Here is a 14,707-nt window from a genome sequence, read left to right on the forward strand (position 1 = left end):
TTTTCGCGTGCCGCGCATGCGCGGCGACGCCTGGCGTGCGGCGCACAGGCCCGCGCCGTCGAGCGCAAAGCACTGGCCGACAAGGCTTTCAGCAAAGTTACAACACCCCGATTGAACGGTTTGGATAATTCATTTCAATAGCGGCGCGACTTTGATGCGTCGCACCTAAGGAAACACTGATCAATTCGGCTTGGCGGTCATCGCTGACGAGGCCAAGGGCGTTGTAGAAAGAAGCTCACGGAACGGACCCACGACGATGCAGCGGCAGATCGGTTTTGCGGAAGCGGAAAGTGCGGGCAAGAAGCGGGTGACCAAGCGTCAACGCTTTCTGGCCGAGATGGAGAAGGTCGTCCCTTGGTCGCGGCTGCTGTCGGTGATCGGGCCGTATTACCCGAAGGGCGAGCGTGGCCGGCCGCCGATTGGCCTGGAACGGATGCTGCGGATCTACTTGCTGCAGCAGTGGTACGGGTTGTCGGACGAAGGGCTTGAAGATGCGCTCTACGACAGCATCGCGATGCGCGCCTTCGCGGGCATCGACCTGGCGCGCGAGAACGTGCCGGACGCCACCACGCTGTTGAAATTCCGGCGCCTGCTGGTCGAGCACGCACTGACGCGAAAGCTGTTCGACGAGATCGGCATCGAGTTGTGCGAGCGCGGGCTGATGATGAAGGAAGGCACGCTGGTGGATGCGACGATCTTCGAGGCTGCGCCGTCCACGAAGAACGCCGGGAAGAGCCGTGACCCGGAGATGCATCAGACGAAGAAGGGCAACGACTGGTATTTCGGCATGAAGGCCCATGTCGGCGTCGACGCCGACTCGGGTCTGGTGCATAGCGTGGTCACCACGGCGGCCAACGAGCCGGACGTATCGCAGGCCCACGCCCTGCTGCACGGTCATGAGCAGGAAGCGTTTGGCGATGCGGGCTACACCGGCGTGGACAAGCGCGAGGAGATGAAGGGCAAGACGGTGAAGTGGCACGTGGCGCTCAAGCGCGGAAAGATCAGGGCGATGCAGGAAGGTCCGCTGAAGGACCTCGTGATCGCGGTCGAGCGAACCAAGGCGCAGATCCGCGCCCGGGTCGAGCATCCGTTTCATGTCGTGAAGAACCTGTTTCGTCATCGCAAGGTGCGCTACAAGGGTCTAGCCAGGAACACGGCACAGCTGTTCAGTCTGTTCGCGCTGGCGAACCTGGTGATCGCGAAAAATCAGCTGTTGTCGACTCATGGGAGCAATCCGTCATGTGTGTGAAAAACGCGGGAAGTGAGGCCCGAATACGAGCGAAACTCACCTCGCATGTCGTCAAATTCCTACGTCAATCTGAAAATTGCAACCTGCCTCGTCCGTTATGCGGACGACAGGCTCATTGATCAGCGTTTCCCTAAAGTCGTCCGATGCGACATGAATTTACCGCAATGCGAGGCAGTAATTACCTGATACAAGAAAAATGCCAGGTATAAGCGTTCTCGTATTTACCCGGATTTCCCCGCATGCGTCGCACCCGCGGCAGCGCGGCAGCGCGGTGAATTCCGTCATGTGTTTCTACCCGGATTTATTCAGTCCGTTTGTGCGCGCTCGAAATAATCGCGCTGGAAGATGCACATGCGATATGCGTTGTGATACGCGCCGTTTCCGAAAAATTCTTCCTTCAATTCCGCCTCGTGCTGGAATCCGCATTTCTCGTACACGTGGATCGCCGCGGCGTTCGACGTATCGACGATCAGGTAAAGCTTGCGCATGTTCAGCACCTTGAATGCGTACTCGATCGCGAGACGCGTCGCCTGGCCCGCATAGCCGCGCCCCTGGCATTGCGGCGCGATGATGATCTGGAACTCGCCGCGTCGGTGGATGTAGTCGAGCTCGATCAGCTCGACGAGGCCGACGAGTTCGTCCTGCGTATCGACCGCGACGAAGCGGCGCTCGCGCTGGTCGTGCACGTGGCGGTCATACAGTTGCGACAGCTCCGAGAAGGTTTCATACGGCTCCTCGAACCAGTAGCGCATGATTTTTGCGTCGTTGTTCAATTCGTGGACGAAGCGCAGATCCTGGCGCTCCAGCGGCCGCAATGCGAGCGTGTGGTTGTCGTTCTGGAGTTGCATGTTCGTGTCCTTTTTTGATGTCCGCGCGCGTGCGAAACGCGCCGGCGGCACTGCGCCGAACGCCGCGCGTTTCGCGTTGTAAGAAGTTGACCGCGGGCCGAGTTCAGAGCCTAGAATGGGGGCAACGGTTCCTGCCACCGCAAGGAGGCTATCGTGATCGAGCAAGTCATACTCGGCATTTTCCTCGTGCTGCCACTCGTGATCGTGGCTGCACTGTTCTCCGACGAGCTTTGGCAGGAGCATCGGCGCCAGCACCCGCGCGACGAAAACGCGCCGCACATCGACTGGAAGCATCCGTGGCGCCGCGCGCGGCGCGGGCACTGAGCCAATCGACATCCCCGTGCTGGCCGCCCCGAACGGTGCAACACCTTCCGCATCGAACCGATTCCCGCTCAACCAGCGAGACGACGACGTGAACGACAAACCCTTACCCCCGGCGCACGATATCCCTCACGAAGCGATCGATCTGCAGATCGCAGACGTGCTCTCGGCGGTCCGCTATCCGGCAAACAAGGATGCGATCGTCGACGCCGCGCGCGACGCCGGCGCGAGTAACGAAGTGCTGTCGATGCTCGACGGCCTGCCCGAGCAGGATTACGCGGACGTCGATGCCGTCACGCACTGGGTCGCCGGCAACTTCGGGCCTGGCCTCGGTATTTGAGCGCGCGCCAGTAACGCGATAGGATCGGGCCGCACCGGATCGCGCAGCGGCCGGCTGCATGCCGCCGCGCTGCTGTGCGCGCTCGCGCTGAACGTGACGCTGCCGCCCGCGTTCCGTCCGCCCGGCAGCGCGGCCGTGCTGCCCGTGAACGGGATCGCGCTCGTCGTCTGGATACTCAATGCGCTCGCGCTCGTTGCCGTGCTGGCTGCGGGCCGGTTGCGCACGACGCTCGACATGTGGCTCGCGATCGCGGTGCTCGCCTGCCTCACCGACACGACGCTGAACCTGCTGGGCGTTTGAGTGTGAGCGTCGGATGCGCGACCGTGTCGCAGGATGCGTTGTCGACGCCCGACGCATTGATCGAGGCCGCCGATGCCGCGTTGTATCGCGCGAAGGATGCGGGGCGAAACCGGGTCGCGGTGGCCTGAAAACGTCTGCGGATTGGCAATTTGTTACGGTCATTGTGACCGGAATAATCCGCCGTTACGGATTGCGGAACGGGGAAACGATCGCTTACAGCCGGTGTTGACGACGCTCGCTATGCTGGGTTATCTCGAATCCAAGCAGGTGAACGCGATGAAGAAAACCCTTTTGCTGATTGCCAGCGTCGCCGTGTTGCTGAGCGGTTGTATCGTGGTGCCTGACGGTGGCGGGTATTACGGCGGTGGCGGGTATTACCACCATCGTCATTGGGATTGATGCAGGCACGGATCCGGATGCGTCGATGAGCGTCTTCCGAGGCACGATCGACGATCCGGATCGCGACGCAATCAAGCCGCCTTGGTCACGCCCGCGTGCATCAGAAATACCTCTAGCGCAGCGAGCGTTTCGCAGTGGAAACGCTCGAGCCGCGCATCCTTTTTCGCGTCCTTGATCGGGTTGCCTCGCGCATCCCGTTCGTACGGCTCGCCCAGCAGTTCGGCCATGTCGAACTGATAGTAGGTGTGGTCGCCGTACGGCCGCTTGCCGTCGATATAGGACATCGGCCAGAAATCCCCTTCGCCCAACACATCGTCGATCGCTTGCACATCGACCGTCGTCCAGTTTGCGCCTCTGAGCAACTCATCAAATCTTGCCGCTCAATCGATGCGATTTCATGCACCCGGCCGACACAACCCGTAAAACGGAACAATTCCTAGTAGTTATAGATTCCTAATCATATTCGTCTGATTGATCCAAGTTTCTTACCTGGAATAGCGTCTCTAGGGAAACGCTGATCAATGAGCCTGTCGTCCGCATAACGGACGAGGCAGGTTGCAATTTTCAGATTGACGTAGGAATTTGACGACATGCGAGGTGAGTTTCGCTCGTATTCGGGCCTCACTTCCCGCGTTTTTCACACACATGACGGATTGCTCCCATGAGTCGACAACAGCTGATTTTTCGCGATCACCAGGTTCGCCAGCGCGAACAGACTGAACAGCTGTGCCGTGTTCCTGGCTAGACCCTTGTAGCGCACCTTGCGATGACGAAACAGGTTCTTCACGACATGAAACGGATGCTCGACCCGGGCGCGGATCTGCGCCTTGGTTCGCTCGACCGCGATCACGAGGTCCTTCAGCGGACCTTCCTGCATCGCCCTGATCTTTCCGCGCTTGAGCGCCACGTGCCACTTCACCGTCTTGCCCTTCATCTCCTCGCGCTTGTCCACGCCGGTGTAGCCCGCATCGCCAAACGCTTCCTGCTCATGACCGTGCAGCAGGGCGTGGGCCTGCGATACGTCCGGCTCGTTGGCCGCCGTGGTGACCACGCTATGCACCAGACCCGAGTCGGCGTCGACGCCGACATGGGCCTTCATGCCGAAATACCAGTCGTTGCCCTTCTTCGTCTGATGCATCTCCGGGTCACGGCTCTTCCCGGCGTTCTTCGTGGACGGCGCAGCCTCGAAGATCGTCGCATCCACCAGCGTGCCTTCCTTCATCATCAGCCCGCGCTCGCACAACTCGATGCCGATCTCGTCGAACAGCTTTCGCGTCAGTGCGTGCTCGACCAGCAGGCGCCGGAATTTCAACAGCGTGGTGGCGTCCGGCACGTTCTCGCGCGCCAGGTCGATGCCCGCGAAGGCGCGCATCGCGATGCTGTCGTAGAGCGCATCTTCAAGCCCTTCGTCCGACAACCCGTACCACTGCTGCAGCAAGTAGATCCGCAGCATCCGTTCCAGGCCAATCGGCGGCCGGCCACGCTCGCCCTTCGGGTAATACGGCCCGATCACCGACAGCAGCCGCGACCAAGGGACGACCTTCTCCATCTCGGCCAGAAAGCGTTGACGCTTGGTCACCCGCTTCTTGCCCGCACTTTCCGCTTCCGCAAAACCGATCTGCCGCTGCATCGTCGTGGGTCCGTTCCGTGAGCTTCTTTCTACAACGCCCTTGGCCTCGTCAGCGATGACCGCCAAGCCGAATTGATCAGTGTTTCCCTAGGCGAGCCATTCCACTTACCGAGACGGGAAAATCGGATGAAAAACGAACACAAAGCACCAACGCATCTTTTCGTGACCATTGGTTCACTCACGGAACGCGGAGGACGCGTCAGTACAGCGACCAGCGGCCTCGAGTTGGCCGGACTGCAAGTGGCCCGCGTGGGAGACGTAGTGACCTACGACGACGGCAGCGAAGCCGCAATTGTTGACGGGGCCGGGAGTACCCACAGCAACGGCAAACCATTTGCGTTGGTCGGCAGTCGCTTGAGCAACGGCGACCGCATTACCGAAACGCTGCGCACCTCATGGGGCATTCATGTGCCGCAGGGGCAGCGCGTTCCCGGACTGTTCGATCCTGCCTATGTGCCGCCGCCCCCACCGCGCACTTACCGACAGCGGTACGTGGTGCGACGACGGCACGCGGTGGCGTATTGTGCGAGCCGTCTGGCACATTGGAGGCAGGGCAGCACCTGGGTAAGGCGGCGACCGTAGGCGACGCAATCCACTATCCCGACGGTTCGACCGCGCACATTGTGAGTGGACTGGGTTTAACCGATCGTCCTGACTTCACGCTACTTGCCTTTGTCGGCAGCGAACTCGATAACGGCGACACGATCACTGATAGTCCCGAGCGAGAGGGGACTGCCTCCTCCGTTGTTTTTGAAATCGTCTTCAGTTCACTCCAGCCGCGCTGAGGTCGTCGCGATGATTCGCTACTTTCTCGCCAAAGGTGATCGCGCCAGGAATGCGGTGATTGTCGAAGGGCTCGACAGTGTGACGTGTTCGAACCCACCTCCGAGCGTCAGTATCGCCACGCTCGATATGAAAACCTACTGTACGGCGTGCGAGCGCGACGGATACATCGCACCGGTGGGGCCGCGCTGGCCGGGTACAGGCCCGAACGGCAAGCAGTGGGCATTGAGCGGGGATATCAATGTCTGCGGCTGCAATCCGTCGCCGGTCTTCTACGCCGAGCGCGGCATGCGAATGATCTTCACCGCCGCCGAGGTCGAGGCGTTGAACGGACAAAGGCCCGGCGCCGCCCACTTGTCGCCCGTGCCACCGGATGCCACGCACGATGAGCAATACATCTTGCTCGATCAAACGGGCCGCCGACTTGCAAACGTCTGCTATCGAATCGTCGCCGAGACGGGGCAAATCTTCACGGGGACCACAGACTCCGCTGGGCAAACCTCTCGAATCGCTACAGACGCAGCAGCATCGTTGAAAATCTATACAACCGGACATTGACGAAATGAACAACTTTTCGGACAAAAGCGAATACGATTTCGACGTTGGCGAAAACAAGGAATGGTTTCTTGTTCATTCTGGCGCTGTCACGAACACAAACCCAGGATCGATGGTCTACGTATCAATTGATACGACGCCGATTTGCCCGAACATGACTGATAGAGAATTCAGGATTATGGCGTCACGGCTGATAAAATGGGCCATCATTTTGGTTGAGCGCAGAGTCGCTGATTTAAATCTATACAACGAAAAAACAAAAGATAGGATGATGTATTGGTTCAACCGATGCGATAAAAATACACAACAATATCTTCTCGAAGGCTTTACACGCCACCTATCCGTTCTCAAAACGCTTTCACCACACAATCTCGTTCGATCCGACCCGAACCTGGATCGAATGCTCGGCTGCGTACCCAACACGAGCAATCTGGACCTTGAGGCCGCTCACGTGTGCGGCCCAAATACTGAACGCAGACTTATAAGTATCAGCATGAAATTTTGCGACGGCTTACATGATCAGAGCATGTTCAGAGATTCCCGTCTATCCACCCTCATTCACGAAGTAACACATTTCACGGATACCTTCGGAAGTGGCGACCCTCGATACGGGCTCGATCCCACTGCGGTTATGTGGGCACGAGAAAATCCAGACCTGGCACTGCGAAACGCGGATACACTCACCGGGTATGTGATCTATGGCGAAGAAAAATTTACAAAATAAATGAGCGCATTAAATATGATGACTCGGATCGCAACGGTAGCAGCCTCTATTGCAATCTCACTTTCCCTGCCCACGCTTGCGACGGCAGAATGCCGTGGCTCACAAAATCTACCATCGCAACAATTCTTCGTTTCTTTTTCACAAAATAGTTTTGAGATTTCAGAATCCGAACAAGTCAAATTGAATCAATGGATTTCAAAAATTAATTCAAGATATCCAATTCAAAATTGGATCGATGTGATTGGCAGCGCATCAAAAAATGAAGTCAACTACGACCTACTTGCACGGAAGCGAGCCACCGAGGTGGCAAAAATCGCCATAGGCAATGGTCTGATAAATGCACCATTTCAAATACAGACGGAGATTTATTCGGCGAGCAGCATAGCCGAAGCGACCTCAGATGCCCGTGAAGTTACCGTTCAAGTGAGCCCAGGGTGTCCCGACAACTGTTGTGATGGCATGTAATCTCGCTTGCCGCCAGTCACATTCTTGAATACCCAACCAGCGGATGGGTATTGATGTGCTCGTGCAAGCTGCGCCCCTGCCCACCTCGACGAGCACCTCGCGTCCGTAGACTTGCTCCGCAACCTTGCGACGACCGGTTATTTCCCGATACAAAACCTGCTGAAAATCACCCCCAGCAGATCATCGGAAGTGAACTCCCCCGTAATCGCATTGAGTTGCTCCTGCGCGAGCCGAAGCTCCTCGGCAAAGAGATCGAGCGACTGGGCCCTTTGCTCCGCATGATCGGCCGCCTGCGCTAGATGTTCCTGCGCGGCGCGCAGCGCAATGAGATGCCGCTCGCGCGCCAGATAGACACCTTCGGCCCCCGCCTGCCACCCCGCGATCCGCAGCAGTTCCACGCGCAGCATGTCGATCCCGTCGCCGCGCTTCGCCGACAGATGCACTTCCGTCAGATCGCCTTCGGCCGCCGGATGCTCGACGCACGCCGGCACTCCGGTGAGATCCGTCTTGTTCAGCACGCGCACCACCGGCACGCCGCCAGGGAACCGCGCGGCGATCGTCTCGTCGTCCGCCGTCATCCCCGTGCGCGAATCCAGCAGATGCAGCACGACATCCGCGCGCTCGATCTCGCTCCACGTGCGCGCGATCCCGATGCGCTCGACCTCGTCCTCCGTCTCGCGCAGCCCGGCCGTATCGATGATGTGCAGCGGAATCCCTTCGACCTGAATCGTCTGCGCGACCTTGTCGCGCGTCGTGCCCGCAATCGGCGTGACGATCGCCAGCTCCGCGCCGGCCAGCGCATTCAGCAACGACGACTTGCCGACGTTCGGCTGCCCCGCCAGCACCACCGACAGCCCCTCGCGCAGCAGCGCCCCCTGCCGCGCATCGCCGAGCACGTGCGCCAGTTGCTCGCGAATCTTCGCGAGCTTGCCGCGCGCATCGGCCGCTTCCAGGAAGTCGATTTCCTCTTCCGGAAAATCGAGCGTCGCCTCGACCAGCATCCGCAGCGTGATCACGTCCTCGACGAGCGCATGGATCTGCCGCGAGAACGCGCCATCAAGCGAGCGCCCGGCCGAGCGCGCCGCCGCTTCGGTGCTCGCCTCGATCAGGTCGGCGACTGCCTCGGCCTGCGCAAGGTCGAGTTTGTCGTTCAGGAACGCACGCCGCGTGAATTCGCCCGGCTCCGCGAGCCGCAGCCCGAAACCGCGCCCTGCATCGAGGCAGCGCTGCAGCAGCAGCTGCATCACGATCGGCCCGCCGTGCCCCTGCAGTTCCAGAACATGCTCGCCGGTGTACGAATGTGGCGCGGGGAAATACAGCGCGATCCCGCGGTCGAGCGGCGCGCCACGTTCATCGAGGAACGGCACGTAGCTCGCATGGCGCGGCGCAAGCCGCTGCCCGCACAGCGCGTCGATCAGCGGCAGCGCGGCCGCCTCGCCGCCGCGCCCGAACGACACGCGGACGACGCCGATGCCGCCCCGGCCGGCAGCGGTGGCAATGGCGACGATCGGATCGGAGTCGGTAGCAAGCATGGGAATCGGGTAATCAGAGGGTGAACGGTGCGCCCGCGCAACAGTTCGGGCACCGGAACGCCGGCATTGTAGCGTGCCGGCCCGCGCGCCACCGGGCGCCACGTCGGTTTCGGACTCGCCCGAATTTATCCCGCCGGAGCTAAGTCGAGTATCAATGGGGCGCCGTCACGCGCGGCCTGTTTCGGACGAGTATGCCCGATGTGGTGGCCCAACGCTGAGGCCCCCAATTGCACCGCCTGCTCCGGATCGGGTTGAGATTCGTCTGAATAGGATATCTTTATCCTATATGGTTGTCTGAGACGCGTCGGCGGAATTGCACAATCACCCCCATGCCGACACCCGAAGAAAAAGCAGCGTTCTCGGAACGCCTGAAATTCGCCTTGCGGCGCAGCCCCGACAAGGTCGCCGGTGCGACGGAGCTCGCGAACCGGTTCAATCTGCGCCATCGCGGTGCGCAGCCGGTGTCACCGCAAACCGCGCACAAATGGCTGACGGGCCGCACGATTCCGACACCCGACAAACTCGAAACGCTCGCCAACTGGTTGCGCGTCGAACTGCACTGGCTGCACTACGGCCCGTCGCCGAGCGTGAACGAGCATACGACGCCGCAACCGCTGCCGCGTGACGAGCGCTATCCGCCGACGCCCGAGACGATCGAACTCGCCTCGAAGATCGAGGCGCTACCACCGCATCAGCGTTACCTCGTTCAGGAACTGATCGAGCAGTTCTACGGCGGCGACCCCAAGCTTGAAGCGAAGAAGGCCTGACCGGGCACGATCGACGTACGCGCTCCCCACCAGAAACAAAAAAGCCGCATGGATCAAACCATGCGGCTTTTTTACGTGCATCGCTGGCGGCTTGCCGCCAGCGTGTGCCACGAGCGTCAGGCCGGCTTCTTCTTGCCGCCGCCAAGCTTGCGCGTGATGTAGTACTGCTGTGCAATCGACAGCACGTTGTTCACGACGTAGTAAAGCACCAGACCTGCCGGGAAGAAGAAGAACATCGCCGAGAATGCGATCGGCATGAACTTCATCATCTTTGCCTGGACCGGGTCCGGCGGCGTCGGGTTCAGGCTCGTCTGCACGAACATCGAGACGGCCATCAGCACCGGCAGGATGAAGAACGGATCGCGCTGCGACAGGTCGTGAATCCACAGAATCCACGGCGCACCGCGCATTTCGACCGATGCGAGCAGCACCCAGTACAGCGAGATGAACACCGGGATCTGGATCACGACCGGCAGGCAACCGCCGAACGGATTGACCTTCTCGGTCTTGTACAGCTCCATCAGCGCCGCGTTCATCTTCTGCGGATCGCCCTTGAAGCGTTCGCGCAGCGCCTGCATCCGCGGCGTGATTTCCTTCATGCGCGCCATCGACTTGTAGCTTGCAGCCGACAGCGGGAAGAACACGGCCTTGATCAGGAGCGTGAGCAGCACGATCGCCCAACCCCAGTTGCCGACGAAGCCATGGATCTTCTCGAGCAGCCAGAACAGCGGCTTCGCGATGATCGTCACCCAGCCGTAGTCCTTCACGAGCTCCAGACCCGGCGCGATGCCTTCGAGCATGCGCTCTTCTTCCGGACCGGCGAACAGGCGCGCCTGCACGTCAGCCGACTGGCCCGGGGCGATCGTCGCGACCGGCTCCTTCACGCCGACGCGGTACAGCGCCGGATCGATCTTTTCGGCGTAGATGTCGCGCTTCACGCCCTGCTGCGGAATCCAGGCCGACGCGAAGTAGTGCTGCACCATCGCGACCCAGCCGTTGTCGGCGGAAGTCTCGTAGTCGGCCTTGTTCTTGTCGAGGTCGCTGAAGTTGATCTTCTGGAAGTGCTTCTGGTTCGTATAGACCGCCGGCCCGAGGAACGTGTGCGAGAACATCGGCGTTTCGACGGCCGTGTTGTCGCGCACCAGTTCCATGTAGACCGTCGGCGTAACAGGCGCCGTGCCGACGTTGTCGATCTTGGTGTCGACGCCGATCACGTAGCTGCCGCGCGTGAACGTGTAGGTCTTCACGACCTTCACGCCGCCCTTCACCGGCGATTCGAACGACAGCTTCAGCGCGTTCTGGTCGCCCGTCAGCGACGTCGGGCCCGCATTGACCTGCGTGTAGACATCGTTGTGGTTCGGGAAGTCGCCGCCGAGCAGGCCAGTGCGCGCGAGATACGTGTGGCCCGCCGTGTGGTCGAACAGCGTGATGTACAGGTCGGGCTGCTTGCCGTCGCCCTGCTTCTTTAGCGTCAGCTTCGCCAGCGTGCCGCCGCGCGTGTCAATTTCGCCGTCGTACACGTCGGTCGAGAACTTCACGAGCTGCGCCTGCGCGGCCGGTGCCGTCGTCGACGGTGCTGCGCCGGTTGCGGCGGCAGGCACTTCACCTGCGGTCGTCGTCGCGCCCGTGCCCGATGCACCGCCTGCCCCGGCCGCGGGGGCCGTCTGCGTAGCGCTCGGGAAGAACATCGACGGGCGTCCATGGGACCGCTGCCAGTTGTCGTACAGCATGACAGCTGACATGAAGAAGATCACCCATAGGACGGTGCGTTTGATATCCATGCGTTGTCTCAGAGTCGATGGGACCGCGCGTCGGCTTCGCCGCGAGCGCGAGTGTCGGAGTTGGGCGGCGGGACGAGGTCGACGCCGCCCGCGGAAAACGGATGGCATCGGCACACGCGCCTGACGGCGAGATACGTGCCGCGCGCGGCGCCATGATACTGGATTGCCTCGCGCGCGTAATCCGAACAGGAAGGATAAAAACGGCAACGGTTGCCGAGCATAGGGCTCACGGCAACCTTGTAGAAGCGCAGCAAGGCGATCAATACCGTTTCCATACCTTGGGCGGCGCCGTACGACGCCGCGTCAAAACCGGCCGGGCGGGCGCGAACGCCGCACCATGGACGGATGCGTCACTCGGACGCGGGCTTCGACGCCCGGCGCGCGATTTCCCGGGCCGCCCTGTCGAGCAGCTCGCGGATTTCGGCCGCGCACATCGCCGCGAGCGGGGCGGAAGCCGCGCTCGGCAGCGCTTTCTTGTCGAAGCGCGTGTGCTGCCGCAGCAGCAGGTCGTAACCGGCGAATTCGGCCCGGCGCAAGCGAAACGCGTCGCGCGCCAGCCGCTTCACGAGGTTACGCGTGACTGCACGCGGCGCATACTTCTTGCCGACGACGAGCCCCAGACGAGCAGGCTGACCGGTCGGCTTGCCGTAGATCACGAAGTGCGCGGAACGCCGCCAGGGGCGCAAACGAAAAACGGATGAAAATTCATCCGTTTTCAGAAGTCGCGCAGCTTTCGGGAAGGCGGCTTTCGTCTGCGACGGATTCGCACCCGACTCGACGGCACCTTCCGCAGGACTGCGGACGGCGGACACAGCGCGCAACCTGCCTTAGATGGCCAGGCGCTTGCGGCCCTTCGCGCGGCGAGCGTTGATGACCTTGCGGCCACCTGCCGTCTTCATGCGGACACGGAAGCCATGGGTGCGCTTGCGGCGCGTCACGGACGGTTGGTAAGTACGTTTCATGATGTTCTCACTTGTTCGAGAATGTCGAAATTCAGGGGACCGCGTGCCCTTAACCGGAGGCATTCGGGCGAACGCAATCGCCGGGAATACAGGATTGGTTTTCGCGGAACCCGCTATTTAAACCGTTTTTCTCTTGGCGGTCAATACTTTAGGAGTCGTCCGCCTGTGCCGGCCCCCGCCGATCCGGCCCCGCGCCCCACAGCCACAGCCTGTGGATAAGTCCCGCTGTGGCCGCGTTTGGCGTTAGAATCTCGCCTTATCTCCAAGAATCCCGCACGCCGCTTCGGCGCCCGCCTGCCTCTCCACGACTGTGACGCAGGCGTCCGAGGCACGCTCGCACGACCGCTTCGGGCCTTGTTGCGCAACCGCCACAAGGGCGCCGGCGAGCCGCGCTGTGCACGCAAAAAACGACAGTTACTTGATGAACGATTTCTGGCAACACTGTTCCGCACTGCTGGAGCGCGAGCTAACGCCCCAGCAGTACGTGACGTGGATCAAACCCTTGGCCCCGGTGGCCTTCGATGCGTCGGCGAACACGCTGTCCATCGCCGCGCCGAACCGCTTCAAGCTGGACTGGGTCAAGAGCCAGTTTTCGGGCCGCATCTCCGATCTGGCCCGGGATTTCTGGAATGCGCCGATCGAAGTCCAGTTCGTCCTCGATCCGAAGGCCGGCATGCGCAGCGCCGCTGCAGGCGCCGCGCCGGCTGCCCCGCGTGCGCCGCTTGCACCGAGCGGCCCCGCCGCCACCGTGGCCGCGATCGCCGCCAACCTGACCGCGAATGCCGCCGCCGCACCCAGCGCGCCGGCCGACGTGCCGATGACGCCGTCGGCGGCTGCAGCACACCGCCTGAACGTCGACGACGCCGACATCGACCTGCCGAGCCTGCCCGCGCACGAAGCGGCCGCCGGCCGCCGAACCTGGCGTCCGGGCCCCGGTGCCGCGCCCGCCAATGGCGGCGAAGCCGATTCGATGTACGAACGTTCGAAGCTGAACCCCGTGCTCACGTTCGACAACTTCGTGACCGGCAAGGCCAACCAGCTCGCGCGCGCCGCCGCGATCCAGGTTGCGGACAACCCCGGCATTTCGTACAACCCGCTGTTCCTGTACGGCGGCGTCGGCCTCGGCAAGACCCACCTGATCCACGCGATCGGCAACCAGTTGCTGCTCGACAAGGCCGGCGCGCGGATCCGCTACATCCACGCCGAGCAATACGTGTCCGACGTGGTGAAGGCGTACCAGCGCAAGGCGTTCGACGACTTCAAGCGCTACTACCACTCGCTCGACCTGCTGCTGATCGACGATATTCAGTTCTTCTCCGGCAAGTCGCGCACGCAAGAGGAATTCTTCTACGCGTTCGAGGCGCTCGTCGCGAACAAGGCGCAGGTAATCATCACCAGCGATACCTATCCGAAGGAGATTTCGGGCATCGACGATCGCCTGATCTCGCGTTTCGACTCGGGCCTCACCGTCGCGATCGAGCCGCCCGAGCTCGAGATGCGCGTCGCGATCCTGATGCGCAAGGCGCAGTCGGAATACGTGAACCTGTCGGAGGACGTCGCGTTCTTCGTCGCGAAGCACCTGCGCTCCAACGTGCGCGAGCTCGAAGGCGCGCTGCGCAAGATCCTCGCGTATTCGAAGTTCCACGGCCGCGAGATCTCGATCGAGCTGACCAAGGAAGCGCTGAAGGACCTGCTGACCGTGCAGAACCGGCAGATTTCGGTCGAGAACATTCAGAAGACCGTCGCCGACTTCTACAACATCAAGGTCGCCGACATGTATTCGAAGAAGCGTCCCGCGAACATCGCGCGGCCGCGGCAGATTGCGATGTACCTGGCGAAGGAGCTCACGCAGAAGAGCCTGCCGGAAATCGGCGAGCTGTTCGGCGGGCGCGATCACACCACCGTGCTGCATGCCGTGCGCAAGATCGCCGACGAGCGCAGCAAGGATGCACAGCTCAACCACGAGCTGCACGTGCTGGAACAGACGCTGAAGGGCTGAGCGCGCGGGTACGCTTGATAATTCGGCCTCCGCCCCAATTTAAGGGGGGCGG

The 14,707-nt window shown here is 61.4% G+C and carries 19 protein-coding genes and 1 pseudogene; 12 read left to right on the plus strand and 8 right to left on the minus strand.

The genetic code is table 11. The annotated features are described in order from the left end of the window. Positions 1 to 256 precede the first annotated feature (256 nt). Entirely contained in the window at positions 257 to 1,249 is a 993-nt protein-coding gene (locus J7024_RS11155; protein WP_007182917.1) for an IS5-like element ISBmu23 family transposase, read from the plus strand. A 305-nt stretch (positions 1,250 to 1,554) separates the two neighbouring features. Here the strand turns inward: J7024_RS11155 and speG are convergent, their stop codons facing one another. Next, the gene (gene speG, locus J7024_RS11160; protein ID WP_124828239.1) at positions 1,555 to 2,097 is read right to left on the minus strand and encodes a spermidine N1-acetyltransferase; all 543 of its coding nucleotides are present in this window, start codon (positions 2,095 to 2,097) and stop codon (positions 1,555 to 1,557) included. 153 nt (positions 2,098 to 2,250) lie between these two features. Here speG and J7024_RS11165 point away from each other — a divergent pair, with 153 nt between their 5' ends. The 5 genes and pseudogenes from J7024_RS11165 (at position 2,251) to J7024_RS11180 (ending at position 3,457) form a co-directional block, all read left to right on the plus strand. Beyond that, a complete protein-coding gene (locus J7024_RS11165; protein ID WP_162840546.1) occupies positions 2,251 to 2,421 on the plus strand; it encodes a hypothetical protein in 171 nt (56 codons plus the stop codon). Positions 2,422 to 2,509: 88 nt separating this feature from the next. Continuing rightward, the gene (locus tag J7024_RS11170; RefSeq protein WP_124828240.1) at positions 2,510 to 2,758 is read left to right on the plus strand and encodes a DUF2795 domain-containing protein; all 249 of its coding nucleotides are present in this window, start codon (positions 2,510 to 2,512) and stop codon (positions 2,756 to 2,758) included. A gap of 60 nt (positions 2,759 to 2,818) precedes the next feature. Further along, positions 2,819 to 3,049 (plus strand): annotated as a pseudogene (locus J7024_RS37485) (hypothetical protein); the annotation flags it as partial. Beyond that, positions 2,995 to 3,186, plus strand: coding sequence for a diguanylate cyclase domain-containing protein (locus tag J7024_RS37490; RefSeq protein ID WP_199568542.1), 192 nt, complete (start codon positions 2,995 to 2,997; stop codon positions 3,184 to 3,186). The pseudogene J7024_RS37485 and the gene J7024_RS37490, both read left to right, overlap by 55 nt. Before the next feature lie 112 nt (positions 3,187 to 3,298). Next, entirely contained in the window at positions 3,299 to 3,457 is a 159-nt protein-coding gene (locus J7024_RS11180) for a hypothetical protein (protein ID WP_175751034.1), read from the plus strand. Positions 3,458 to 3,528: 71 nt separating this feature from the next. Here J7024_RS11180 and J7024_RS11185 read toward each other — a convergent pair whose 3' ends face one another. Both J7024_RS11185 and J7024_RS11190 read right to left on the minus strand, forming a co-directional pair. Continuing rightward, positions 3,529 to 3,786 (minus strand): hypothetical protein, encoded by a 258-nt coding sequence (locus J7024_RS11185; protein WP_124828241.1) that lies wholly within the window; start codon positions 3,784 to 3,786, stop codon positions 3,529 to 3,531. Between the two features lie 308 nt (positions 3,787 to 4,094). After that, on the minus strand, positions 4,095 to 5,087 hold the full coding sequence (locus tag J7024_RS11190; protein ID WP_007182917.1) for an IS5-like element ISBmu23 family transposase: 993 nt from the start codon (positions 5,085 to 5,087) through the stop codon (positions 4,095 to 4,097). Between the two features lie 126 nt (positions 5,088 to 5,213). On the opposite strand from J7024_RS11190, the gene J7024_RS11195 reads away from it, so the two are divergent. The 4 genes from J7024_RS11195 (at position 5,214) to J7024_RS11210 (ending at position 7,614) form a co-directional block, all read left to right on the plus strand. Next, positions 5,214 to 5,669: a PAAR domain-containing protein gene (locus J7024_RS11195; RefSeq protein ID WP_234745044.1), complete on the plus strand. Its 456-nt coding sequence runs from the start codon at positions 5,214 to 5,216 to the stop codon at positions 5,667 to 5,669. A gap of 213 nt (positions 5,670 to 5,882) precedes the next feature. Continuing rightward, entirely contained in the window at positions 5,883 to 6,428 is a 546-nt protein-coding gene (locus tag J7024_RS11200) for a hypothetical protein (RefSeq protein WP_124828242.1), read from the plus strand. A 4-nt stretch (positions 6,429 to 6,432) separates the two neighbouring features. Beyond that, entirely contained in the window at positions 6,433 to 7,149 is a 717-nt protein-coding gene (locus J7024_RS11205; protein ID WP_124828243.1) for a M35 family metallo-endopeptidase, read from the plus strand. Further along, positions 7,150 to 7,614, plus strand: coding sequence for an OmpA family protein (locus J7024_RS11210; RefSeq protein WP_124828244.1), 465 nt, complete (start codon positions 7,150 to 7,152; stop codon positions 7,612 to 7,614). It abuts the gene before it with no gap. A 137-nt stretch (positions 7,615 to 7,751) separates the two neighbouring features. Here the strand turns inward: J7024_RS11210 and mnmE are convergent, their stop codons facing one another. Further along, entirely contained in the window at positions 7,752 to 9,146 is a 1,395-nt protein-coding gene (mnmE, locus tag J7024_RS11215; RefSeq protein WP_124828245.1) for a tRNA uridine-5-carboxymethylaminomethyl(34) synthesis GTPase MnmE, read from the minus strand. A gap of 329 nt (positions 9,147 to 9,475) precedes the next feature. Here mnmE and J7024_RS11220 point away from each other — a divergent pair, with 329 nt between their 5' ends. Beyond that, on the plus strand, positions 9,476 to 9,913 hold the full coding sequence (locus tag J7024_RS11220; RefSeq protein WP_124828246.1) for a helix-turn-helix domain-containing protein: 438 nt from the start codon (positions 9,476 to 9,478) through the stop codon (positions 9,911 to 9,913). Between the two features lie 116 nt (positions 9,914 to 10,029). On the opposite strand, the gene yidC is transcribed toward J7024_RS11220, so the two are convergent. The 4 genes from yidC to rpmH form a co-directional block, all read right to left on the minus strand. After that, positions 10,030 to 11,694 (minus strand): membrane protein insertase YidC, encoded by a 1,665-nt coding sequence (yidC, locus tag J7024_RS11225; RefSeq protein WP_124828247.1) that lies wholly within the window; start codon positions 11,692 to 11,694, stop codon positions 10,030 to 10,032. Between the two features lie 8 nt (positions 11,695 to 11,702). Continuing rightward, positions 11,703 to 11,969 (minus strand): membrane protein insertion efficiency factor YidD, encoded by a 267-nt coding sequence (gene yidD, locus J7024_RS11230; protein ID WP_040142602.1) that lies wholly within the window; start codon positions 11,967 to 11,969, stop codon positions 11,703 to 11,705. A gap of 75 nt (positions 11,970 to 12,044) precedes the next feature. Next, positions 12,045 to 12,506, minus strand: coding sequence for a ribonuclease P protein component (gene rnpA / locus J7024_RS11235; RefSeq protein ID WP_124828248.1), 462 nt, complete (start codon positions 12,504 to 12,506; stop codon positions 12,045 to 12,047). 15 nt (positions 12,507 to 12,521) lie between these two features. Continuing rightward, positions 12,522 to 12,656 carry a 50S ribosomal protein L34 gene (gene rpmH / locus J7024_RS11240; protein ID WP_004198824.1) on the minus strand — a complete coding sequence of 45 codons (135 nt, stop codon included), beginning with the start codon at positions 12,654 to 12,656 and terminating at the stop codon, positions 12,522 to 12,524. Positions 12,657 to 13,077: 421 nt separating this feature from the next. On the opposite strand from rpmH, the gene dnaA reads away from it, so the two are divergent. Next, positions 13,078 to 14,655 carry a chromosomal replication initiator protein DnaA gene (dnaA, locus tag J7024_RS11245; RefSeq protein ID WP_199568544.1) on the plus strand — a complete coding sequence of 526 codons (1,578 nt, stop codon included), beginning with the start codon at positions 13,078 to 13,080 and terminating at the stop codon, positions 14,653 to 14,655. The last annotated feature ends 52 nt before the right edge of the window (positions 14,656 to 14,707 follow it).

It is taken from the genome of Burkholderia sp. WTPI3 (assembly GCF_021483755.1).
GTDB lineage: Bacteria > Pseudomonadota > Gammaproteobacteria > Burkholderiales > Burkholderiaceae > Burkholderia.